Raw genomic sequence first — 21,642 nt, 5'->3', positions numbered from 1 at the left:
AGCAATCAAGCGGCGGGGCGAGGATCAACCGTCCAGGAATGAGTGATGTCCACAACCTGACCCAGCATGATGGATGCGGAGCAATACTTCTCCTTGGAGAGCTGGATGGCACGTTCGACCTTCTCAGGTGAAAGTCCCTGTCCCGAGAGCCGATACTTGAGATGAATCGACGTGAACACCTTCGGATCTGTCGGTGCCCGTTCGGCTTCCACCTCGACCACGCAATCCGTGACGGGCTCACGGCCGCGCTTGAGGATGAGGACCACATCGAATGCCGTGCAGCCCGCGAGACCGATCAGCATAAGCTCCATCGGGCGAATGCCGATATTGCGACCGCCGTTCTCAGGTGCTCCGTCGAGCACGATGGCGTGCCCACTCCCCGATTCAGCCGTGAACATCATCCCGTCGACCCAGGACACACGTGCTTTCATGTCTGTCATCAGTCCTGCTCCTGACCACGATGTCGCTCTGCCCTGTGAGCCGGCATGCCAAGCCGACAAGGATCGTCGCCGCGCGCATCAAAGCCCGCGGCGACGGTTCATGGTAACCAGTCAGCTCTTCCGGTCAGATATAGGGGAGGATCAGCTGGCTTTCGCGGGCTGCGGCACGATGCGCAGATACGGCTTGGGCGCCTTCCAGCCCCCGGGATAAAGGCGCTGGGCTTCTTCGTCCGAAACCGAGCCCGCGATGATCACATCCTCGCCCTGCTTCCAATCCGCGGGAGTGGCCACCCGATGTTGGGCAGTCAGCTGGAGAGAGTCGATGACCCGAAGCACTTCATCGAAGTTCCGGCCGGTCGTCATCGGGTAGACGAGAACAAGCTTGATTTTCTTGTCCGGGCCAATGATGAAGACGTTTCGAACCGTCTGGTTGTCGGCGGCCGTGCGCCCCTCCGACGTCTCGCCAGCCTCGGCCGGGAGCATGCTATAGAGTTTGGAGATCCTGAGGTCAGGATCACCAATGATCGGATAATTGACGGCGGCCCCTTGGGTCTCTTCGATGTCGCGCGCCCAGGCTTCGTGCTTCTCGACGGGGTCGACGGAGAAGCCGATCACCTTGACACCTCGTCGATCGAACTCGGGTTTGAGCCGCGCCACCTGTCCAAGCTCCGTTGTGCACACGGGCGTGAAATTCTTCGGATGCGAGAACAGCACGGCCCAGGAATCGCCGATCCATTCATGGAAACGAATAGGACCGTGGGTGGTAATTGTCTCGAAATCTGGAGCAACTTGCCCAATTTGCAGCGTCATGACGTGCACTCTCCCTCTCTTATGCGGCGAGACATTGATCTCTATGTGTACAAGCAGCGTGCAATTCGTGGGTCGATTGCGTGTGCTTCATCGGTTCGCAGCCATGAAAAACGCATTCCAAATATGCCTACGTCATAATCAAACCTGATCCGAGGTAAGCTCGCGCGTAAGGCGAGCCTCGCTCACAATCGGTTGAAACGAGGTGGAACGCATCGTCTGGCAAAGGAAAGTCTCAAGCGAGCGTAGCTCCGAGTCAACAGGAATGTTCTTTTTAAAGAACCGAAGGAGCCCGGTCGATTGTGCTAAAAAACAATCGCTGGAGAGAACTTTCTTCTAAATTGCAGTATTTTGGCAGCTACATAGTATTTTCTGTGTATGTGTAGCGGACATTTAGCGAAAAAAGATGTTTGCGTATTTTAAAATAGATGTTCATGGCGCAATTTTCTAGGGACTTTCCGGCGACTAGAATTTTTTTCTATGAACCTTCGTTTCAATGTTGTTCTTGATGGTTGAGGCAGCGATATAGGGACGCGTTTGAGCCGGAGTCAATTTGACAGTTGTTCTTTTTAACGGATACTTCATCCCGCTTCTCGTGCATTGAAAGCGATGTCCGCATAGCCCGCGAGTTGCTCGGATCCAAGATGGGACCCAGGAGGGTGAAGTGACAAATAAGTTCTCACATGTTGCCGAAGCTAAGACACGTTTCCGGTCTGGATCTGTCTGGCCGACGATTGGCTTGATTGTCATGAGCGGGGTAGGCCTTCTGACCCTTTCGGGTGCCGCGTCGGCTCAGACGCAGCTGCTGAACGTATCTTATGATCCGACGCGCGAGCTTTACCGTGAGATCAACCAGGCCTTCGCGGATGAATGGAAGGCGAGCACCGGCGAAACCGTTGCCGTTCGTGCATCCCATGGCGGCTCAGGTGCGCAGGCTCGCACGGTCATTGACGGTATCGAAGCCGACGTGGTGACGCTTGGCATTCCATCCGATATCGATGCCATCGCAAAAGTAACCAAGAAAATTCCGGCTGACTGGCGCAATAAGTTGCCGAACAACTCCTTGCCGTACACATCGACCGTTGTCTTCCTGGTCCGCAAGGGCAATCCGAAAGGGATCAAGGATTGGGACGATCTCGTAAAGCCCGGCATTCAGGTGATCACGCCCAATCCGAAGACGTCCGCAGGCGGTCGTTGGAATTTCCTGGCGGCCTGGGGCTATTCCCACACCAAGGATGGAAATGCCGATAAGGCGAAGGGGTTCGTGACTGCGCTCTACAAGAATGTCCCGGTGCTCGACACCGGTGCCCGAGGCTCAACCGTAACCTTCGCCCAGCGTGGCCTGGGAGATGTGCTGCCGGCCTGGGAAAACGAAGCCTTCCTCGTGCTCGATGAATTCGGCCATGACAAGTTCGAGATCGTCGTGCCGAGCCTGTCGATTCTGGCCGAGCCGCCGGTCACCCTCGTTGACGGCAATGTCGATGCCAAAGGCACACGCAAGGTGGCCGAGGCCTATCTCAAGTTCCTCTATACCGACAAGGCGCAGGCGATCTTCGCCAAGCATCATTACCGGCCTATCAAGGCCGAGGCCGCCAAGCCGGAACATCTCGCCGAGCTGCCGAACCTGAAGCTGTTCACGATCGAATCCCTGCAGGGGAATTGGGATGACATCCAGAAGAACAATTTCGACTCGGGCGGACTCTTCGACCAGATCAGCAAGCGCTAAGTCATGAGCTCTGCCTTCCTCTTGCGTTTCAAGCAGCCGAGCGTGTTGCCGGGCTTCGGCATCACGCTCGGATATACCCTGCTGTATCTCGGGTTGATCGTGCTGTTGCCCCTTGGTGCGCTCGTGGCGAAGGCCTCGAGCATCGGCCTCACCGGGATACTCTTTGCAGCCGCTGATCCTCGGGTCTCGGCGGCGTTGTGGACGAGCTTCGGCGTCTCTCTGATTGCAGCTGGCGTCGCGTCTCTGTTCGGTCTTCTCGTCGCCTGGGTCCTTACGCGGTACGACTTCCCAGGGCGGAAGATCGTTGATGCGATGGTGGATTTGCCGTTTGCCTTGCCGACGGCAGTGGCAGGCATCGCACTGGCCGCGCTCTATGCACCGAATGGGTGGGTTGGAGCATTCCTTGAGCCTCTCGGCATCAGGGTTGCCTACACCCCGCTCGGTATTTTCGTGGCCTTGGTTTTCATCGGGCTTCCCTTCGCCGTTCGCACGGTTCAGCCATTGATCGCAGAAATCGAGCGCGAGCTGGAGGAGGCCTCCGCAACGTTGGGCGCCTCGCGATGGCGTACGGTTCGGAGTGTTCTCCTGCCGCCGCTGCTGCCTGGATTGCTTACCGGGTTTGCGCTCGCTTTCGCCCGGGCTGTCGGAGAGTACGGCTCCGTCATATTCATCGCAGGCAATCTGCCTTATGTTTCGGAAATCGCCCCGCTGCTCATCGTGATCAAGCTCTCGGAATATGATTATACCGGCGCGACTGTGATTGCGACGATCATGCTGGCGATCTCCTTCGCGACGCTACTGCTGATCAATCTGATCCAGGCCTGGAGCCGCAGGAGATTCGGTTATGTCTGATCTCAGTGCCACATTGCCTCTATCGCCTCCGTCTCAGCTCAGCGTCGTCACAGAGAAGAGATTGATCCGCCAGTTGGCGATCACGGTCGCGCTTGCCTTTCTTCTTCTGTTTCTCGTTCTCCCGCTCATCGTTGTTTTCGTGGAAGCGTTCAAGCGAGGGCTGGCAGGTTATTTCGCTGCCTTCCAGGAAGAGGATGCACTCTCTGCGATCGGGTTGACACTGACGGTTGCTGCCATCGCCGTTCCATTAAACCTGGTTTTTGGCCTGACGGCTTCGTGGGCCATCGCCAAGTTCGAGTTCAAGGGCAAAAGCCTGCTGATCACTCTGATCGACCTGCCATTCTCCGTGTCACCCGTCGTGTCGGGCCTGATCTACCTGCTTCTGTTTGGCGCACAGGGCCTATGGGGAAAATGGTTGATGGCACAGGGTATCCAGATCGCTTTTGCTTTGCCGGGCATCGTTCTTGCGACCATCTTCGTAACCTTTCCCTTCGTAGCCCGCCAGCTCATCCCGCTCATGCAGGAGCAGGGCACAGCGGAAGAGGAGGCGGCCCTGACGCTGGGGGCCAGCGGATGGCGCACCTTCTTCACCGTGACTCTGCCCAACATCAAATGGGGCCTGCTCTACGGAGTCCTGCTTTGCAATGCGCGCGCCATGGGTGAGTTCGGCGCCGTCTCGGTCGTCTCAGGACATATTCGAGGCCTGACCAATACTATCCCGCTTCACGTGGAGATCCTCTACAATGAGTACAACTTCGTTGCGGCCTTTGCTGTCGCCTCGCTCCTCGCTTGCCTCGCCCTCATCACGTTGGCGCTCAAGTCTTTCCTCGAGTGGCGTCACGGAGCTGACCTCGCCGGTGGCACAGTCAATTGAGAAAAGCCAAGCCGTGGACATCCGTGTTGCCGGCGTGACGAAGGAATTCGGAGATTTGGCCGCTCTCCACGATGTTCACCTGGACGTTCGTCCTGGAGAGCTCCTGGCTCTGCTCGGCCCTTCAGGTTCTGGAAAGACGACATTGCTGCGAACCATCGCCGGATTAGTACAGGCCGATCGCGGGCAAGTGTTGTTCGGCGGCTTGGATGCCACGCACCTCCCTGTGCAGAAGCGGCAGGTCGGCTTCGTGTTTCAGCATTATGCCTTGTTCAAGCATATGAGCGTTGCCGACAACATTGCTTATGGCTTGCAGGTGCGGGAGCGGGCGAAGCGGCCGTCGAGAGCCGAGATTCGGCGCCGCACCAGTGAACTGCTCGATCTGGTCCAGCTCTCAGGCTACGAGAACCGCTTTCCGGCGCAGCTTTCCGGTGGGCAGCGCCAGAGGGTGGCACTGGCGCGTGCGCTTGCAGTCGAGCCGCGCGTCCTGTTGTTGGATGAGCCTTTTGGAGCACTGGACGCCAAAGTGCGCAAGGATCTCCGTGCCTGGCTGCGCGACATTCACGAGCGTACCGGCAAGACGACGGTGTTCGTCACGCACGATCAGGACGAAGCCTTGGAGCTGGCTGACCGGGTCGCCGTCCTCAACCTGGGCCGCCTTGAACAGGTCGGCACTCCGGACGAGGTGCAGGACCAACCTGCAACGCCCTTCGTCATGACATTCCTCGGTCAGGCAACACGCTTTGCGGCAGATATTCGCGACGGAAAGGTGCTGGTCAACGAAAGAGGGGTGCGTGCCGACGCACGAGACCTCGCGGCAGGAAAGGCCAGCCTCTATTGCCGTCCCTGGCATCTGAGGCCGACACCTGCGGGGCAGGGAAATTTCCAAGGCATCGTCAGCGGAACTCGGCGTCTTGGATCCATTCGCAGGATCGAAGTCTCGGGAGATGATGGGACGAGGCTCGAGGTTGAAATCCCTCTCGAGGCGAATCTGCAGCCTGGGGAGCAGATCGGCTTGGAAATCCTGGACGGGGTCGTGTTCCCTGACCATTGGACGCCACGCTGATCGATGCCGAGGATCAGAGAGCAGACCAGGTCATTGCGGTCTGCCCTTATGTAGTCGAGCCGAAATGGAAGGCTAAAGCCGAGGCCGGGTCCGACTCAGATCAAGCCGCCGTCGTTAGCAATATCGGAGGCCAGGATGGTGTGCAGGGCCTTTGCTATCTGGGAGAGAGACGTGTCTTGCCGTCGGTGTGGCCGCGGGCTGTCGATCCGATGTTCAGCCACAACCCGTCCCGACGATCCCGAAAGAGCAATGACCCGGTCGGCTAGGTACGTGGCCTCATCGATGTCGTGAGTGATGAACGGGATGGTCTTACCCGGCCCCCGCCGACGCACACATAGGTCTCATCCACGAGCCATGAACCGGAGCGGACGCCCTGGTAGCAGCGAACTCTCGTCTCGATTTGGGGAGCATAGCGCTGAACCCGGCGGAAGATGGTGGATGAGCCGACCTCGACGCCACGCTCCTGCATTATCTCAGACAAGTCGCGATAGCTGATGCCGTATTTGCAATACCAGCGAACGCACACTAGGATGACCCCGGCCAGAAAGTGGCGGCGCTTGAAGATCGACATAGGAACGGCTCCTTGATGGACCGTTCCTCGTCATAAGGCCAAGGTTAATGCAACGGCGCCGCACTCATGGCATGTATTGGCCGCCGTTCAACTCTATCGTCTGACCGTTGATATAGCCGCTCATCGCGTTACTAGCGAGGAATAGGAACACGCCGACTGCATCCTCAGGCGTGCCGATCCTGGCCATAGGAATTGTCTTGCGCTGTGTTTCAATCCAATCAGGGCTTGAGAAGCGTTCATGAAATGGTGTCATGATGACGCCAGGCGAGACGCCATTCACGCGGATGTTGTTAGGGGCGAGTTCCTTGGCCATGTTCCGCGTAATGTTGAGGACGAAGGCTTTTGCGCCAGCATAGAGGCCCGCTCCTGGTCCTCCGCCGTTGCGCGCGGCGATGGAGCTCGTGTTGATGATCACACCACCGCCCTCGGCCCGGCTGAGATAGGGCAGGGCTGCTTTCGATGTCATCACCACCGAGCGGATGTTGGTATCGAGAACCCGGTCGTAGAGATCGTCGTCAATCTCCTGCAGAGGCGATCGCTTGATCATCGCACCTGCATTGTTGATCAACACGTCGAGCCCGCCGAGTTTGGCGACGGAATCTTCCACCAGTTGCGCTGCTGCGGCAGAGCGTGAAACGTCGGCTTGCAAGGCATGAGCCTCTCCGCCGGCGTTCCGGATGTCCCTCACGATGGCTTCAGCCTCTCCTGCACTGGAATTATAGTGAACAATGACGCGTGCGCCTCGTGCTGCAAAAGCCTTAGCGACGGCAGCGCCCATGCCGGTGCTCGACCCGGTGACAAGAACGCGCTTGCTTTTCAAATCCTCAAGCATCTTTCGAAAGCTCCCTATCAATGCGTGTCTTCGAAGGCGGCGTAGTCGCTCGGGAAGGAATGGCCGGCTGCCGCCAGTTCAATGTTTCTCGCAATTCCCGGGGCCTCACTCCAGGACTTGGCGAGGGACACGGTGAGGGCATTGATTTCATTCATGTAGCGGGTGGCCTCATCGTCGAGCTGCCGCTCCATGGCGGCGATGTCGGGATAGGCTCCGAAGGAAGGCCACCAGATCGCGCGGCCGGCCAGATAGCCATTCGCGCCAGCCCGATAGGCGAAGGTCAGGACGCGCCGGAAGACTTCCATGCTCGCGCCGGCGCTCAGCATGACCCAAGGCTGGTCGATGATCTGTGAGATCTGGTTGAACAGCGCCTGTGCCTGACGGGTTTCGGGGCTGTCCATATCCGGATCGGGAAGCGCTGACGCGACGACCGGGCTTTCGAGCTTGTAGATGTCGACCCCATATTCCGGGCTTGCGAAATCCCTTAGGCTCTGCAGGACGAGCTCGGGGTACTTTTCCTTGTTCTCGGTGTAGTCGGTGGTGTGACCCTGCGCGCCTTTGAACGGATAGACGAGCAGTTCAAGCAGGAAAGGAATGTCGTACTTACGGCAAGCATCGCCCACTTCACGAACAAGGTTCTTTTGGTGTGTGACGACGTCCCGAGTGGCGTCGGGTCGGTACCAGAGCAGAAGCTTTACACCATCTGCGCCCATCCGCTTGATCTTGCCAACGCTCCAGCTCTTCATGAGGTTGGTCTTGCGACCCTCCGAGGTCTCTTCAAAATTGAAGTCCTCAAGCGTGACCAGAAGGCCTTTGCTGGGTTGAATGGCGGCTTCCGACTCGCTGAATCCGTAATCCGGGTCGATGAGCAGCGCCGAGCCAAGCGGCAGAAGCTTCTTGGTGAGCGTTGCCTTTGCCCTTGCGAGATCTTCGTATCCGGGTGTGCGCGGCGCCAGTTTCGGCGCCAGTGCCTTGAGCATCGGCGGACGCTGGTCGACGGCGACCATCTTGAAGCGTCCATCATTGTCGGCGAGCCTCCGCATGCCGCGGAGCTTCCCTGCTGAGATCTTCATAACCCTTCCTTCATGCAAGCGGCAGCGCGCCCGTTGGAGCCGGCGATTGCCGCAGATACTTCGATCGCACCGGTGTCAGCCGTTGACGGCCTTCATGGCCTCGCTAGCGCGTTGGCATCCTTGGTTGAGGAACATCACGTCGTTGCCGAGAATGATCATGTCGACACCCTTCTCCGCCAGCTTGATCGCGTTCTCCGGCGTTGGGGGGATGCAAGGGGCCATGACCTTGATGCCGCGGGCGTGGCATTTCTCTATCAGCTCGTCGAGCCTCTCGTTCACTTCCTGATTCGACATTGAGTAGTCGATCGGTATTTGCCTGGAGAGCGAGTAGTCGGCAGGGCCGAAATTGATGACATCTATTCCCTGCACGTCGAGAATGGCGTCGATGTTGTCGAAGAACTCGTAGCTCTCCGCCATGGGAATCACGAGGCTCTCCTCATTCGCGGTCTGCGTATAGGTCGACCACTTGAAGTTCGGGCCCGCGAAACCCGCCGCGCGCACGGAGGCGTCGCCACCGCGTCGGCCGAGGGGCGGGAATTTCGCGGCGCGCACGATGGCTTTTGCCTGTTCGGCGGTGTTGACCTGCGGAATAATGACACCCGCTGCGCCAAGCTCCAGGGACTTACGGATATCCCACTCGATGGTGCCGCGCGTGCGGATCAGCGGCGCAATACCGGAGAGCTTCGCGGAGAGGATGAGCTTCTCCAAGTGGAGATCGACGTTGACCGCTGTATGCTCAGCATCGATGAAGGCAAAGTCGAGACCCCAATTCCCGGCAATTTCGATCGCGGCGTTCGAGCCGCTATACATTGTCATTCCGAAGGTCGGTTTGCCGGAGCGGAGTTTCTGCGTGAGCGTTTCCTTCTCAGTCATTCTATTTCTCGTCTGAAGTGTTGGATAAGGTTTGTTGGGGCAGCCTGAATTTCAGGCTTTCTCAGTTATGAACTCGTCGAGTTCTTCGCGGGTCGGAATACCGGCTCGGCCACCCCAGCGCGTGCATTTCAAGGCAGCCGCCGCTCCAGCGAACTGACCTGCGCTTTCGGTGGAGTGTCCCTCGGCAAGAGCGAGAGCGAAGGCGCCATGGAAGACGTCGCCTGCAGCGAGGGTATCCACAGCTTCGATCGGGAAGGCGCGGATGCGGCGGACCTCTCCGTGTTCGAGCCATGCGAAGCCATCTGCGCCCAAGGTGACGGAGACGGTGCCTCTTGTCTGGCTCTGCGCTGCGCGAAGGCCGCCTTCGATATCGTCTGTCGCCGCAAGACGCCGGAGGGCAGGAGCAGAGAAGACCGCGTGGGAGGAGAGCCCAATGAGCCGTTCGACGGCGTCGTCGTTTGTCAGGTCTGCATCGAGCACACTGGGGATTCTGTTCTCGAGCGCCATGCGCAGAACCTTTTCCGATGCCGCCGGCCAGCGCACATCGCAGAGAACTGTATCGATCTCATCGGGGAGTTGGCTCGGGAGCCAAGAAGGGTCGGCGTCGAGTTCGCGGTCCGCAAAGGCGATGATGAAGCGCTCGCCGTTCTCATCCACCATGACAGCGGAAACACCTGTGCGGCGGCCAGGTACGCGACGGATCGTGGAGGTATCCACTTTGTAATGGGACAGTTCTGCAATGACGCCGGCGCCGATTCCGTCGTCGCCAACGCGAGCCCAGAGGGAAACCTTCCCTCCCAAGCGGGCAATGGTAACCGCTGCGTTGGCGGCAGGGCCGCCGCCTACCTGACGGAAATTCCGTGCGAAAACCTTAGTGGGCTCAGCAGGGAAATGATCGATAGCGAACATATTGTCGAGAACGGCCACGCCCACGCAAAGCACACGGCCAGGATCAGTCGGTTTTCTCATTGCCGGACCTTAATTCCGTATTTCGGAATTCATGAGTAATTGGTCCGTATTGCGGTTGTCAATCCCGGAATTATGTTCCCGTACAGGATATGGCGCGCTATAGGGGCGTGTCATAAGATTGCGACACGACGTGTCGTGCACGAGGAACAATGACTAAGACCAAGCAAAGTAAGAGTTCTGCCGTCTCCGAGGTCCAGGCGAACGATCGGGGATCCCTGAAGTCGATGCACAAGCTCATGGCTGTGCTGGACTGCTTCTCCCGCTATGACCGTTCACTGACCCTCAGCGAAATATCGGCTCGCTGCGGCATGCCGAAGACCACCGTCCACAGGCTCGTCAGCAGCTTGAGGGAAGCAAAGCTCCTTGAGCAGGATCGCGAGCGTGACAGATACAGGATGGGTATCCGCCTGTTCGAGCTGGGCAGCATCGTTCTCGGAAATATCGACGTCTATCGTGAGGCGAGGCATCTGGTCGAGCGGCTGATGAGCGCCACCGGCGAGAATTCGCATCTATGCGTCTTCGACGGAACCAACATGGTCAGCATCGAGCACTTGGAGCCAGGCGGCAACAGCGTGAACTGGACGACGACGCTGTCCATCTCCCCGTCCTATTGCACGGGCGTTGGAAAGGCGGCGCTGGCTTACCAGGACCCGTCCGTGGTGGAGAAGATCATCAGTAGCGGGCTTGTGCCTTACACCCCGACAACGATCACAGATCCCGGCCGATTGCGGGAGGAACTGGCTCTCACCCGAGAGCGCGGCTACTCTATCGACGAAGGCGAGCACCAGCCGGGGATCCGGTGCGTAGCAGCCCCGATCTACAACTCGGCAGGCCGCGTCTTTGCCGCCATCAGCGTGTCCGGCCCGAAGGAGCGCGTTACACCCGACAGGTTACCAGCGCTGACGGCACTCGTCATCGCGACGGCCGACCAGATTTCTCGCCAACTTGGCTTCGACAAAAGAGCCTAAGGGTCCATTTTTCCGGAGTTATTTATGTCCGTCTCGCAACTTCCCCGTGGTGTGCTGGTTCCGCTCACGACGCCCTTCGACGCCCAGGGAAATATCGACGAAAAAGGCTATATTGCGCAGCTCGAATGGATAGAGCGGCAGGGAGCCCATGGCGTCGTGGTGGGCGGGAGCACGGGCGAGGGGTACACCCTTACCGAAGACGAGCTCGTTCGGCTCGTGGAGCTGGCGACGGATACCTTGAAGGGGCGTCTGCCGGTTCTCGCCAGCATCATAACCGACAGCACCCGCGCTGCGGTCAGCCGGGCGAATCTCGTGGCTCAACTTCCCATCGACGGAATTCAAGTTGCTCCGCCTCACTACATCTTTCGACCGTCCGAAAACGGAATCATCGCGTTCTATGCCGCCATCGCAAATGCAACGCGGCTTCCCCTCGTCATCTACAACGTCATTCCCTGGACCAATGTTACGCCTGAGTTGGCAGTGCGGATCATGGAGACGGTGCCTCAGGTGCAGGCCGTCAAGCAGAGCGACAAGGATTTCGGCGTCTATGTCGATCTCGTGCGCAAGATCGGGCCGAAGCGCGTCTTCGCGGCGATCGATGGAGGCCTGATGAGCTGCTACGACGTAGGAGCCGTGGGATCCATCGCCGCCATTGCCAGCGCCGCGCCGGGGCCGAGCGTGGCTCTGTGGAATGCCGTTCAGAACAACGATCGCGAGCGGGCAGCTCTGCTGCATGCGCAGCTGCTCGACGTCTGGATGGCTGTATCGGCTCCCAACCTGCCGGCGCAGGTCAAAACCGCTCAGACTCTTCAAGGGATGCCTGAGAGTTTTCCCCGCGCCCCTATGGCCGCATCCAGCGAAGCCCAGCGGGATGTGATAGCGCAGGCGCTATCGCCATTCGTCTGACGGCCTCAGGTTCTCCGAAAGCACTGAGTTCTCCGGAAGCACTGAATTGAGAAAACTGGCATGCGGCCTTGCATGTCAGGATAGGCAACCGGCTGTCTTAAGCTGAAGCACTCCTTCTGCTAGCTTATTACGTTATAATTCTAAACGGAATTGACATCTGAAATGCGGGATGCATTATTTTCGTATTCCGCAATGCGGTTTAGCATTCGCTTATCCGGGCTGTTGCGGCCGATAAATGTCAACGGGAGGAAGATCGTGAACTGGTTTTCGAAGCTGCGCAGCGCCGCGCTTGCCACGACGTTTGCAGTCACTGCTGCAACCTTGGTCGCTGTGCCCGCAAAGGCCCAGACTCTGAATGAGATCACCGAGAAGGGAAAGGTGACGATTGGCGTTCTGACAGGCATCCCGCCCTATGACACGGTAGATGCGAGCGGAAAGACCGCAGGCTTCCTGGTCGATCTGGCCAATGACGTCGCTAAAAATCTCGGTGTGAAAGCCGAGATCGTGCCCGTCAATAATGCCTCTCGCGCTGCGGCTCTCGAGTCCGGTCGTGTCGATATGCTGATCGCGCACATGACTGCGACGCCTGAACGCGCCAGGACCTTCCTCATGACCAATCCTTATGGCGCTTATGAGATGCGCTTCGTGGCGCGCAAGGACATGCCGCTGAAGAAGCTCGATGATCTCGCGGGGAAACGGGTCTCGGTTCCCAAGGGCAGTACGCAGGATGCCGCGGTCAGCGGTTTCGGCATCAAGGGCCTTGAGGTCGTGCGCTTCGACGATGACGCTCTTGCAATGCAGGCGCTCATCTCAGGTCAGGTCGACGCGACCGCAGCCGTGGCAGCCGTCGCCAACGACGTGATCAAGAAGAGCAACCTTGCCGATATCGAAGTGAAGTCGGACGTTCCGATCTTCACGCTCTACTGGTCCATGGCCGTTCGCAAGAACGCAACGGAACTGCACCATTGGCTCAACAACTATATCTACTACAGCGAAGTCAGCGGTTCTCTGGGCACCCTGCACCAGAAGTGGGTCGGCATTCCGATCCCCGGCGGTAAGCTGCCCACGTTCTGATCGAGACGCGTCACGGGATTGCTCCCGTGACGCATTTGCTCCTTGGAGAGCATTCTCACGGTTGCCAACCTTTCTCTCTGCCCGGCGCTGCAGGTGCCCAACGTGAGCCGATGTGAATGGCATATCAGATGAATTTTGCGCCCGTGATGGCGCTCGCGCCCCAACTCTTCGAGGGGGCGTTCAATACTTTGATCCTCTCGGGCCAGTCTATCGTCGCAGGTATCGCCATCGGCGTTGTTGGAGCGGTCGGGCGCACGGAAGGCCCAAGATGGCTCGATCGTGCCATAGGTGCTTACGTTGAGCTGTTCCGCAACACTCCGCTGCTCGTGCAGCTCTTTCTCATCTTCTTCGGGCTTCCTTATATCGGCCTGCGGCTATCAGCCAACGCGGCGGCAATCATCGCCGTCGCTCTTAATCTCGGCGCTTACTCGACAGAGATCCTGCGCGCCGGATTGCAGGCCATACCCCGGACCCAGATCGAAGCAGGTCTGGCGCTCGGCATGTCGCGTCTTCAGGTCGTACGCTATGTGGTGATCGTTCCCGCTCTACGCATCATTTATCCGGCGTTGACGGGACAGCTGACACTGACGCTGCTCGGAAGCTCGATTGCTTCTGCGATCTCTGCAACCGAACTCACTGCTGCGGGAGCAAGGATTGAGTCAACGACATTCCGCAGCCTCGAAACGTTCCTGTGCGTTGCCGTCATCTATATCGCGATGACCTTCACGTTTCGATTTATCTACTGGCTCATCGGGCTATTGCTATTTCGTCGTAAAGCGCCGCCGAAGCCTTCGCTCATCGCCGATATTTCCGAAATTTCGAGGGTTGGCGTATGATCAGGTCATTCGGTTGGGAGAGCGTCGAGTTCCTGATCCGCGGTGCGGGTTGGACCCTGCTTCTGTCTTTCATGACCTTCGTCATCGGAGGATGCTTTGCGCTGATCTTTGCTTTGCTGCGGACGTTGGGGCCAAAGCCCGTGCGCCTCGCCATTGCCGGCTTCATCCAGCTCGTGCAGGCGACTCCGCTGCTGATCATCGTCTTCTTGTCTTTCTACGGCCTGAGCTTCGTGGGCCTTCACTTTCCGCCGATGGTGGGAGCGGGCCTCTCGCTGGCGGTTTATACCACCGTCTTTCTCGGCGATATCTGGCGTGGCTGCATCGAGGCGATTCCACGCCAGCAATGGGAAGCGGCCGATGCGCTTGCGCTGACGCGCATGCAGCAGCTGCGTTACGTCATTCTTCCACAGGCCTTTAAGATCTCACTCGGCCCGACCGTCGGGTTCATGGTGCAGATCGTCAAGAACACATCGGTTGTTGCGCTGATCGGTTTCGTGGAGCTCACTCGTGCGGGCCAACTGCTCAACAACATGACGTTCCAGCCCTTCCACGTGTTTCTGACTGTCGCCGCGATCTACTTTGCCATTTGTTACCCAATGTCCTTCCTAAGTGAACGTTTGAAGGGGAACCGTCATGTCCGCCCTGCACATTAACGAGATCCAGAAGTATTTCGGTGCGCTGCTGGTTCTCGACGGCGTGTCGCTCGATATCGCCCAGAGCGAGGTTGTCGCGGTGATCGGGCGCAGCGGTTCCGGTAAGAGCACTATGCTGCGCTGTATCAACGGCCTTGAAAAGATTCAGGCCGGCTCAATCGAGGTCGCAGGCCATCGAATCGGCCCTCAAGGTGGCGACCTTCGCAGCCTGCGTAAGGAAGTCGGCATGGTCTTCCAGAGCTACAATCTCTTCCCGCATCTGACCGTGCTTGAGAACGTGACCCTTGCGCCGAAGGTCGTCAAAGGCGTTGGTCGCGAGGAGGCGGAGGCGATTGCGCATGATGTGCTGCGCCGTGTCGGTCTTGCCGAGAAGAGCGGAGCTTATTCTGATGAACTCTCAGGAGGGCAGCAGCAGCGCGTTGCCATTGCCCGTTCTCTGGCTATGCAGCCGAAGGTCATGCTCTTCGATGAGGTGACATCCGCTCTCGACCCCGAACTGACGGGGGAGGTTCTGAAGACGATGGAAGAGCTTGCCGATGCCGGCATGACCATGGTGCTGGTGACGCATGAGATGGGCTTCGCACGCCAGGTCGCAGACCGCACCGTCTTCATGCACAAAGGAAAGGTTTGGGAGCAGGGGCCCTCAGAGGAACTATTCTCTTATCCGCAAACTCCTGAATTACGAAACTTCATTGCTCCGAATCTGAAGTGATCCCAGCCAAAAAATCATAACTGGGTTGCGGCCAGGGCTCGCGGTTCGGAATTGACAACGTCATTTCGGGACCATTTACTGGTTAAATCCGAAATACGGAACGGTGGTCCGGAAAGAGGCGCTGACGTATAGTCGGGCAGGCCAGTGCCGCGAATGTGCACGTCAGGCCAACATAAACAACTAAAGAGGTCGCTTCCCACTGAAGGTGGCAAGGCGAACGATATCACTGGAGGATCCCATGAAGTTAACTCGCCGCCTTGTTCTTGCCGCCGCTGTGGCGTTCACCATCAGCACGCCCGCACTTGCGCAATATCCTGAGCGACCCATCACGCTGATCGTGCCTTGGGCGGCGGGTGGCGGCACGGACGCTACGGCCCGCACTGTCGCGTCGCTCCTTGAGCAGGAACTTGGAAAACCGGTCAACGTGGTCAACCGTACGGGCGGTGGAGGAATCGTCGGTCATACTGAGATCGCCAATGCGAAGCCGGACGGTTATACGCTGGGCGTCATCACAACCGAACTCTCGCTTTATCACTGGCTGGGTACGTCGCCGCTCGATTACAAGAACTATACGCCAATTGCCCTCTACAACACGGATGCACAGAGCATTAACGTGCGTCCTGATGGGCCGAAGGATCTGAAGGAACTGCTCGCTAAAGCGAAGGAAAAACCTGGTTCCCTAAAGGCCTCAGGTGCCAATCGCGGCGGCGCGCCTCATCTTGCGATGGCGGGTCTTCTGAATGCTTCGCAAATGCCCGTCGATACGGTTCCATGGATTCCAACGGACGGCATCACTCCCGCACTGCAGCTTCTCACCTCAAATGCGATTGCGGTAGTCGGAACGACGATTCCTGAAGTTCAGTCGATGGTCGACGCGGGAGAAGTGAAGACTCTTGCGATCATGCGTGCCGAGCGCGATCCATCCTTCCCGAATGTGCCAACCGTCAAGGAAGTAGCCGGCGTGGATTGGTATCTGTCATCCTGGCGCGGCGTCGCCGGTCCGAAGGACCTGCCTGCCGACGTCGCGAAGCGGCTCTCGGATGCGATGGCGAAGGTCGTCCAGAAGCCTGAATTCAAATCCTTCATGTCAGCCCGGAAGTTCGGCATGGATTACGCGGATGCACAAAGCTTCGGGAAGTTTCTTTCGGATGCCGATGAACGTTTCGGCACGGCTATCAAGGCTGCCGGTCTCGCGAAATAGAAAACGTATCGGAAGCTGTCTGACATGAGCAAAGCTCCGTTCTTGGCAGGAGCGATCCTGTCTCTCTTGGGGGCGGGCGTCATCGCGGAAGCGATGCGCCTTCCAACTATCCCTGGCCAAACTTATGGGCCGGGCTTCTTCCCAGTGCTGATCGGCGCCGGGCTGCTTGTCTTCGGTGCTATATATGCCCTGAGTGTGAGGCGTCCGATGCAAGCGGTCATCCTGCTGGAAGGAGAGGGGACTGCGCCCGATGAGGCGGAGGAGACTGTTCCGGAGCGTCCCTTCTATGGGGCGCTCGCATGGCTCGTCACCGGGCTTGTAGCAACGATTTTTCTTTGGGAGACCGCAGGCTTCGTCCTTCTGATGTCGGTTGTTTTGACAGTCTTCATGATCCTTCTGGGCGTTCGGTTCTGGCATGCAGGGCTCGTCTCAATTGCCTCCACGATCATAGTCTATGCACTCTTCATCAAGATCCTGATGGTTCCCCTTCCTGCGGGCCTACTCGCGCCGCTGGGTTTGTGAGGCAGACATGCAAACGCTTCTTGAGGCCTTCAGGCTCATCGCGGATCCGCAGGTTATCGTCACTGTCCTGCTGGCTTCCATCTTCGGTCTTTTCGTCGGCGCTATTCCTGGACTGACAGCAACCATGGCAACAGCGCTTCTCGTGCCGATGACGTTTTTCATGGACCCGCTGTCTTCGATTGCGGCTATCGTCGCATGCACGGCCATGGCGATTACGGCAGGCGACATTCCGGGCTGTCTGCTGCGCATTCCCGGAACGCCCGCTTCGGCGGCCTATACTGACGAGACGTTCATGATGACGAAGAAGGGGCTAGGTGCGCAGGCACTGGGTTCCAGCCTCGTCTCTTCTGTCATCGGCGGCCTGTTCGGAGCTATCGTCCTGATGGTGGCTGCACCGTCGCTTGCGCGTGTTGCTTTGAACTTCTCGAGCTTCGAGTATTTCTGGCTCGCGTGCATCGGCTTGTCCTGCGCTGCGCTTGTAAGTTCGACAGGCTTCGTGGCCGGACTGCTATCCCTCTTCATCGGGCTGTTGATTGCAACCGTCGGGATGGATGTCATCAGTGGATCGCCGCGTTTCACGTTTGGTTCCGTTCAGCTCATGGGCGGCGTCAGCTTCGTTCCGGCCATGATCGGCATGTTCGCTATCTCGGAAATTCTCTACAGCCTCCTGAACGGAACGGCCCGGCAGCGCTTTGCAAAGCCTCAGAAGATCACTGGGATCTTCCATGGTATCCTTCCTCTCATTTCGAAATACCGCACGAATGTTGCGCGCGGATCGGTGATCGGCACCATCATCGGCATCTTGCCGGGTGCCGGTGGCGATATCGCGGCTTGGATCACCTATGCTACCGCCCGCCGTTTCTCGAAGGAATCGCAGAAATTCGGTACAGGGCATCCCGAAGGGGTCATTGAGGCCGGTGCCGCAAACAACGCGGGCTTGAGCGGCGCCTGGGTGCCGGCGCTCGTCTTCGGCGTGCCCGGAGACGCGGTGACGGCCATTGCCGTCGGCGTGCTGTTCATGAAGGGCATCAATCCCGGTCCGCGCCTTTTCGAGACGCAAGGAGCGATGCTCTATGCCGTCTTCATGATCTTCCTCATCGCCAATATCGCGCTGCTACCGTTCGGCTGGCTTGCCATCCGCGCAGCCAGCAAAATCCTCAGCGTTCCACGTCCTCAGCTGATGGCCGTGATCCTCCTCTTCTGCATCGTCGGCTCATTCGCCATCAACAACACGATCTTCGATATCGGTGTCATGCTGGTCTTCGGAATTCTCGCCTTTGCCTTGTCGGAGGCTGGTATTCCCATTGCACCCATCATCCTCGGCATCGTCCTAGGGCCGCTTTTAGAACAGAATTTTCTGACGTCGATGACGATAGCGGATGGCAACCTGCTCGCTTTCTTTGAGCGTCCTATCGCTGGTGTCTTAGGAATCTTCGTCCTGCTGTTGTGGAGCATTCCGCTCGTGAGCGCGATCATGCAAGTGTCTCGCCACGTGTCACATGCGCGCCCTATGAAACTGACCTGATGAATCTCCCTATCGAGTCATTCACGTAAGTCAAATCAGGAGCATCTATCATCAAATCTGAAAGATGCTCCTCCATAAGACTCTCTGCATCACTAGTCTCCAATCGAGACACTGGTTTGCACACCCTCACGAGTTATCGGGTGCCGGGTTGCATGCGCGTGCTGGTGGCCTTCTATGGCTGAACAATAGCGGTTATATCATCGCACATTAGGTCCGGTTGTGACCCTAAGCAGACATTGCGCCAGATCAGGTTGTCCAAACCAGACCTGGTCGCATGGCGATGAAGCGACGGCCGGAAATTGTTCCTGCCCGAAGAGCGTTGGCAAGATCTCGAGGCGGTTGGTCAACGCCCTCGTCTGTGAGCCTGAAGGTTCCCCAGTGACAACCCAAGGCAGACTTGGCCTTGAGAATGCGGAAAGCATGAACCGCCTCCTCAGGATTCATATGATGAGGCGCCATGAACCAGCGGGGTTCGTAAGCGCCGATGGGCAGAAGAGCTACATCAAGGCCAGAATGTCTGCCTGCAATAGCGCGAAAGTGCCTGCCGCCGCCAAAGCCGGTATCACCGGCAAAATAGACTGAGTGATCGCCACCACGCACCACGAAGGATGCCCAGAGCGCATGATTACGGTCATTGGTGGCCCGAGCGGACCAGTGATGTGCCGGCTCGACAAACACCTGGAGACCAGGTGCGAGTGCAATGCTGTCCCCCCAATCCAGAGCCGTCACGGCGACCTTCGGATCATGAGTCCGGATGATGGTGTCGTTGCCGAGCGGGGCCACGATCCTCGGTCGGTCGCGTTCCCAGAGGCGTACGAGGGTAGGGAGGTCCAGGTGATCGTAGTGGTTGTGCGAGACGAGCACTGTATCGATCCGGGGCAAGCGGTCGAACGGAATGCCCGGTCTGTTGTATCGGCGCGGTCCGGCAAACGGAACGGGGCTGGCCCGCTCGGACCAGATGGGATCCGTGAGAATGTTGTGACCGGCGATCTGGATCAGGAAAGTCGCATGCCCGACGAAGCTGATGCGGAGATCACGCCTTCCGACACGCGCTGGAGGCGTGTCCTGGAACGGGCTTGGATAAACCTCAGGCCAGGGCACCGCCTGCTTGGTGAGCTGCCAATGGAGAAAATCGACAAAGCTGCGGGAGCGTTCTCCGCCGGGGTTGAAGAAGCGCTGCCCGTCGAAGTGGTCGCTCCGCGGACCTTTGTAGTAGAAGCTGCCCTGAGCGGCCCGAGCGTGCGACGTAGTACCAACGAAGGGAAGAAGTCCGACCAGTTGCACGAACCTTCTGCGCGATAGCACGGTTACCCCTTGGTCTGAATGCGGTGCCGAACAGCACTTAGGGCTCCCCTTAGGCTGTCTCAATCAGGTGGAGCAGGTCGAAATCGTTCGCCCCTGAGCCTCCTGGGCCGTTGCAGACCCACAATCAGGTGGAACAGTCGCCTCCTCCTTCACGCCATTGTCTCCACTTCAGGCGAACGCATCCCTGCGCTTGTTTAGGCGGCGAACACCACCATGGTGTCATCTTTCCAGATGCCATGGAAAGGGCGCTGAAGGCGATCGAGTGCCCTTAGGGCTCTCGCGGCAGTGTGAACGTCTCCCGTCTTGTCGTCTTGGAGGATTGACACAATCTGGCTCCATGCTCTGCAGCGACAGCAGGAGAGCCCCATGCACGCGCTTTTCAGTCGCCTCGCCCTTGCGGCGACCGCCGCGTTCATTGCCGTGTCATCTGCATTTGCGCTCGACCGACAGGTCTATGAACTCCCGCAAGGTGCCCGTCCGCACGATGTCGCACCGGCCCCAGACGGGAAGGTCTGGTACACCGCCCAGCGTAAGGGCGCCCTCGGCATTCTCGATCCTCATACAGGGAACGTCCGTGAGGTGCCGCTCGGCCCGAGGTCGGCGCCTCACGGCGTCATTCAGGGGCCGGATGGGGCTGCCTGGATCACCGATGGCGGGCAGAACGCCATTGTGCGCTTCGATCCGAAGACCGAGGAGGTGAAGATCTGGCGGCTGCCCGAGGATATCGGCTACACCAATCTGAACACCGGCGCCTTCGACAGGAACGGCGTGCACTGGTTCACGGGCCAGAACGGCATCTACGGCCGCCTCGATCCCAAGACGGGCGATATGAAGGTGTTCAAGGATCCGAAGGGGCGGGGACCTTACGGCATCGCCTCGACCCCGGACGGGGAAATCTACTACGTCTCCTTGGCAGGAAGTCACCTGGCGAAGATCGATCTGGAGACGGGGGACGCGAAGGTGATCGAGCCGCCGACGCCGAACCAGGGGGCGCGGCGGGTCTGGTCAGACAGCCAGGGACGTCTGTGGATCTCCGAGTGGAACTCGGGCCAGCTTTCCATGCATGATCCCAAGAGCGGTGACTGGAGGGCCTGGAAGCTGCCAGGCGAGCAGCCCCGGGCCTATGCAGTCTATGTCGATGAGCGCAACACCGTCTGGGTATCGGACTTCGGCAGCAACGCAATCCATGCCTTCGATCCGAGGACGGAGGCTTTCACAACCATCCCGAAATCAGAGGAGGGGGCGAATGTCCGCCAGATCCTCGGCCGGCCAGGGGAGGTCTGGCTGCCCGAGTCTGGCGCGGACAGGCTCGTGGTGATCCGCACCGGAACCACGCAGTGAGGCCACGGATCGCGGTCCTGGTTGCATGTACGGTCTTTCCGGGCGCAGGATCGCCTGCCAACGCGGGCGATCCGGCCCAGGGCGAACGGGTTTTCCAGTACTGCTACTCGTGCCATTCGGTCATGCCGGGCGAGACGAACCTGCAAGGTCCCAATCTCGCAGGCATCATCGGCCGGCCTATTGCCGCACAGAACGATTTCGCCTACTCGCCGGCGATGCGAGATCTCGCAGCCCGTGAAAGGGTCTGGTCGGAATCGCTGCTCGACAGGTTTACCGCACAACCCGAGGCCGTCGCGCCGATGACCAGCATGCAGTTCCATGGGGTCGACGATCCAGCCGAACGCGCGGACCTGATCGCTTACCTGCGGGCCATCCCTCGCCCGTAGCAAGCGTGGCTAATCGGACAGCTTGTTTCAGTGACGACTCTCGGATCAGCCGGATTGGCGAAGCTCACTTGCTTCAGCGAGTGACACGAGCCCTGTTCCCCTTGCTATGAAGTATCACGGACGAAATGTTCGG

23 protein-coding genes are annotated in these 21,642 nt (G+C 58.7%); 15 read left to right on the top strand and 8 right to left on the bottom strand.

Going from position 1 to position 21,642, the window contains the following annotated elements:
- Positions 1-5: 5 nt before the first annotated feature.
- Both AA309_RS03110 and AA309_RS03105 read right to left on the bottom strand, forming a co-directional pair.
- A complete protein-coding gene (locus tag AA309_RS03110) occupies positions 6-440 on the bottom strand; it encodes an OsmC family protein (protein WP_425286846.1) in 435 nt (144 codons plus the stop codon).
- Positions 441-581: 141 nt separating this feature from the next.
- Positions 582-1,250, bottom strand: a complete 669-nt coding sequence (locus AA309_RS03105) for a peroxiredoxin (protein ID WP_047187520.1) — start codon at positions 1,248-1,250, stop codon at positions 582-584.
- Between the two features lie 745 nt (positions 1,251-1,995).
- On the opposite strand from AA309_RS03105, the gene AA309_RS03100 reads away from it, so the two are divergent.
- From AA309_RS03100 to AA309_RS03085, 4 genes are read left to right on the top strand one after another with little or no spacing between them, the layout of a single operon-like run.
- Positions 1,996-2,973, top strand: a complete 978-nt coding sequence (locus AA309_RS03100) for a sulfate ABC transporter substrate-binding protein (protein WP_047187541.1) — start codon at positions 1,996-1,998, stop codon at positions 2,971-2,973.
- A 3-nt stretch (positions 2,974-2,976) separates the two neighbouring features.
- Positions 2,977-3,825, top strand: a complete 849-nt coding sequence (cysT, locus tag AA309_RS03095; RefSeq protein WP_047187519.1) for a sulfate ABC transporter permease subunit CysT — start codon at positions 2,977-2,979, stop codon at positions 3,823-3,825.
- A complete protein-coding gene (cysW, locus tag AA309_RS03090) occupies positions 3,818-4,699 on the top strand; it encodes a sulfate ABC transporter permease subunit CysW (protein WP_047187518.1) in 882 nt (293 codons plus the stop codon). Before cysT ends, cysW begins: the two co-directional genes overlap by 8 nt.
- The gene (locus tag AA309_RS03085; protein ID WP_244470239.1) at positions 4,683-5,762 is read left to right on the top strand and encodes a sulfate/molybdate ABC transporter ATP-binding protein; all 1,080 of its coding nucleotides are present in this window, start codon (positions 4,683-4,685) and stop codon (positions 5,760-5,762) included. Before cysW ends, AA309_RS03085 begins: the two co-directional genes overlap by 17 nt.
- A 262-nt stretch (positions 5,763-6,024) precedes the next feature.
- Here AA309_RS03085 and AA309_RS37560 read toward each other — a convergent pair whose 3' ends face one another.
- From AA309_RS37560 to AA309_RS03055, 5 genes are all read right to left on the bottom strand, one after another.
- Positions 6,025-6,333, bottom strand: a complete 309-nt coding sequence (locus AA309_RS37560; RefSeq protein ID WP_047187515.1) for an IS6 family transposase — start codon at positions 6,331-6,333, stop codon at positions 6,025-6,027.
- A gap of 64 nt (positions 6,334-6,397) precedes the next feature.
- Complete coding sequence (locus AA309_RS03070; protein ID WP_047187514.1) at positions 6,398-7,165, bottom strand: SDR family NAD(P)-dependent oxidoreductase; 768 nt, start codon at positions 7,163-7,165, stop codon at positions 6,398-6,400.
- 17 nt (positions 7,166-7,182) lie between these two features.
- The gene (locus AA309_RS03065) at positions 7,183-8,238 is read right to left on the bottom strand and encodes a tagatose 1,6-diphosphate aldolase (RefSeq protein ID WP_047187513.1); all 1,056 of its coding nucleotides are present in this window, start codon (positions 8,236-8,238) and stop codon (positions 7,183-7,185) included.
- A 75-nt stretch (positions 8,239-8,313) separates the two neighbouring features.
- Positions 8,314-9,111 carry an HpcH/HpaI aldolase family protein gene (locus tag AA309_RS03060; RefSeq protein WP_047187512.1) on the bottom strand — a complete coding sequence of 266 codons (798 nt, stop codon included), beginning with the start codon at positions 9,109-9,111 and terminating at the stop codon, positions 8,314-8,316.
- A 51-nt stretch (positions 9,112-9,162) separates the two neighbouring features.
- Positions 9,163-10,080 carry a PfkB family carbohydrate kinase gene (locus tag AA309_RS03055; RefSeq protein ID WP_047187511.1) on the bottom strand — a complete coding sequence of 306 codons (918 nt, stop codon included), beginning with the start codon at positions 10,078-10,080 and terminating at the stop codon, positions 9,163-9,165.
- 149 nt (positions 10,081-10,229) lie between these two features.
- On the opposite strand from AA309_RS03055, the gene AA309_RS03050 reads away from it, so the two are divergent.
- The 9 genes from AA309_RS03050 to AA309_RS03010 all read left to right on the top strand — a co-directional run bounded on the left by AA309_RS03050 (position 10,230) and on the right by AA309_RS03010 (position 18,477).
- Entirely contained in the window at positions 10,230-11,048 is an 819-nt protein-coding gene (locus tag AA309_RS03050; RefSeq protein WP_047187510.1) for an IclR family transcriptional regulator, read from the top strand.
- A 24-nt stretch (positions 11,049-11,072) separates the two neighbouring features.
- Positions 11,073-11,954 carry a dihydrodipicolinate synthase family protein gene (locus tag AA309_RS03045; RefSeq protein ID WP_047187509.1) on the top strand — a complete coding sequence of 294 codons (882 nt, stop codon included), beginning with the start codon at positions 11,073-11,075 and terminating at the stop codon, positions 11,952-11,954.
- A gap of 255 nt (positions 11,955-12,209) precedes the next feature.
- A complete protein-coding gene (locus AA309_RS03040) occupies positions 12,210-13,028 on the top strand; it encodes a transporter substrate-binding domain-containing protein (RefSeq protein ID WP_052954452.1) in 819 nt (272 codons plus the stop codon).
- A gap of 146 nt (positions 13,029-13,174) precedes the next feature.
- Positions 13,175-13,864: an amino acid ABC transporter permease gene (locus tag AA309_RS03035; protein ID WP_244470240.1), complete on the top strand. Its 690-nt coding sequence runs from the start codon at positions 13,175-13,177 to the stop codon at positions 13,862-13,864.
- Entirely contained in the window at positions 13,861-14,517 is a 657-nt protein-coding gene (locus AA309_RS03030; protein WP_047187507.1) for an amino acid ABC transporter permease, read from the top strand. The genes AA309_RS03035 and AA309_RS03030 overlap by 4 nt, the downstream gene beginning before the upstream one ends.
- Positions 14,498-15,229: an amino acid ABC transporter ATP-binding protein gene (locus AA309_RS03025; RefSeq protein ID WP_047187506.1), complete on the top strand. Its 732-nt coding sequence runs from the start codon at positions 14,498-14,500 to the stop codon at positions 15,227-15,229. Before AA309_RS03030 ends, AA309_RS03025 begins: the two co-directional genes overlap by 20 nt.
- Positions 15,230-15,467: 238 nt before the next feature.
- Positions 15,468-16,430: a Bug family tripartite tricarboxylate transporter substrate binding protein gene (locus tag AA309_RS03020; RefSeq protein ID WP_047187505.1), complete on the top strand. Its 963-nt coding sequence runs from the start codon at positions 15,468-15,470 to the stop codon at positions 16,428-16,430.
- Positions 16,431-16,454: 24 nt separating this feature from the next.
- Positions 16,455-16,952: a tripartite tricarboxylate transporter TctB family protein gene (locus tag AA309_RS31620; RefSeq protein ID WP_052954451.1), complete on the top strand. Its 498-nt coding sequence runs from the start codon at positions 16,455-16,457 to the stop codon at positions 16,950-16,952.
- 7 nt (positions 16,953-16,959) lie between these two features.
- Positions 16,960-18,477 (top strand): tripartite tricarboxylate transporter permease, encoded by a 1,518-nt coding sequence (locus AA309_RS03010; RefSeq protein WP_047187504.1) that lies wholly within the window; start codon positions 16,960-16,962, stop codon positions 18,475-18,477.
- A gap of 246 nt (positions 18,478-18,723) precedes the next feature.
- Here the strand turns inward: AA309_RS03010 and AA309_RS03005 are convergent, their stop codons facing one another.
- Positions 18,724-19,761, bottom strand: coding sequence for an MBL fold metallo-hydrolase (locus tag AA309_RS03005; RefSeq protein ID WP_342027922.1), 1,038 nt, complete (start codon positions 19,759-19,761; stop codon positions 18,724-18,726).
- Positions 19,762-20,148: 387 nt separating this feature from the next.
- Between AA309_RS03005 and AA309_RS03000 the strand changes: the two genes are divergently transcribed.
- Together AA309_RS03000 and AA309_RS02995 are read left to right on the top strand one after the other, a co-directional pair.
- Complete coding sequence (locus AA309_RS03000) at positions 20,149-21,123, top strand: Vgb family protein (RefSeq protein WP_047187503.1); 975 nt, start codon at positions 20,149-20,151, stop codon at positions 21,121-21,123.
- Positions 21,120-21,509: a c-type cytochrome gene (locus tag AA309_RS02995; RefSeq protein WP_200901932.1), complete on the top strand. Its 390-nt coding sequence runs from the start codon at positions 21,120-21,122 to the stop codon at positions 21,507-21,509. The genes AA309_RS03000 and AA309_RS02995 overlap by 4 nt, the downstream gene beginning before the upstream one ends.
- Positions 21,510-21,642: the final 133 nt, after the last annotated feature.

Origin of the sequence: Microvirga vignae (assembly GCF_001017175.1) — a bacterium.
Taxonomy (GTDB): domain Bacteria; phylum Pseudomonadota; class Alphaproteobacteria; order Rhizobiales; family Beijerinckiaceae; genus Microvirga; species Microvirga vignae.
Note: the sequence above shows the minus strand (reverse complement) of the source record. Positions and strands in the feature narration are given on the sequence as shown.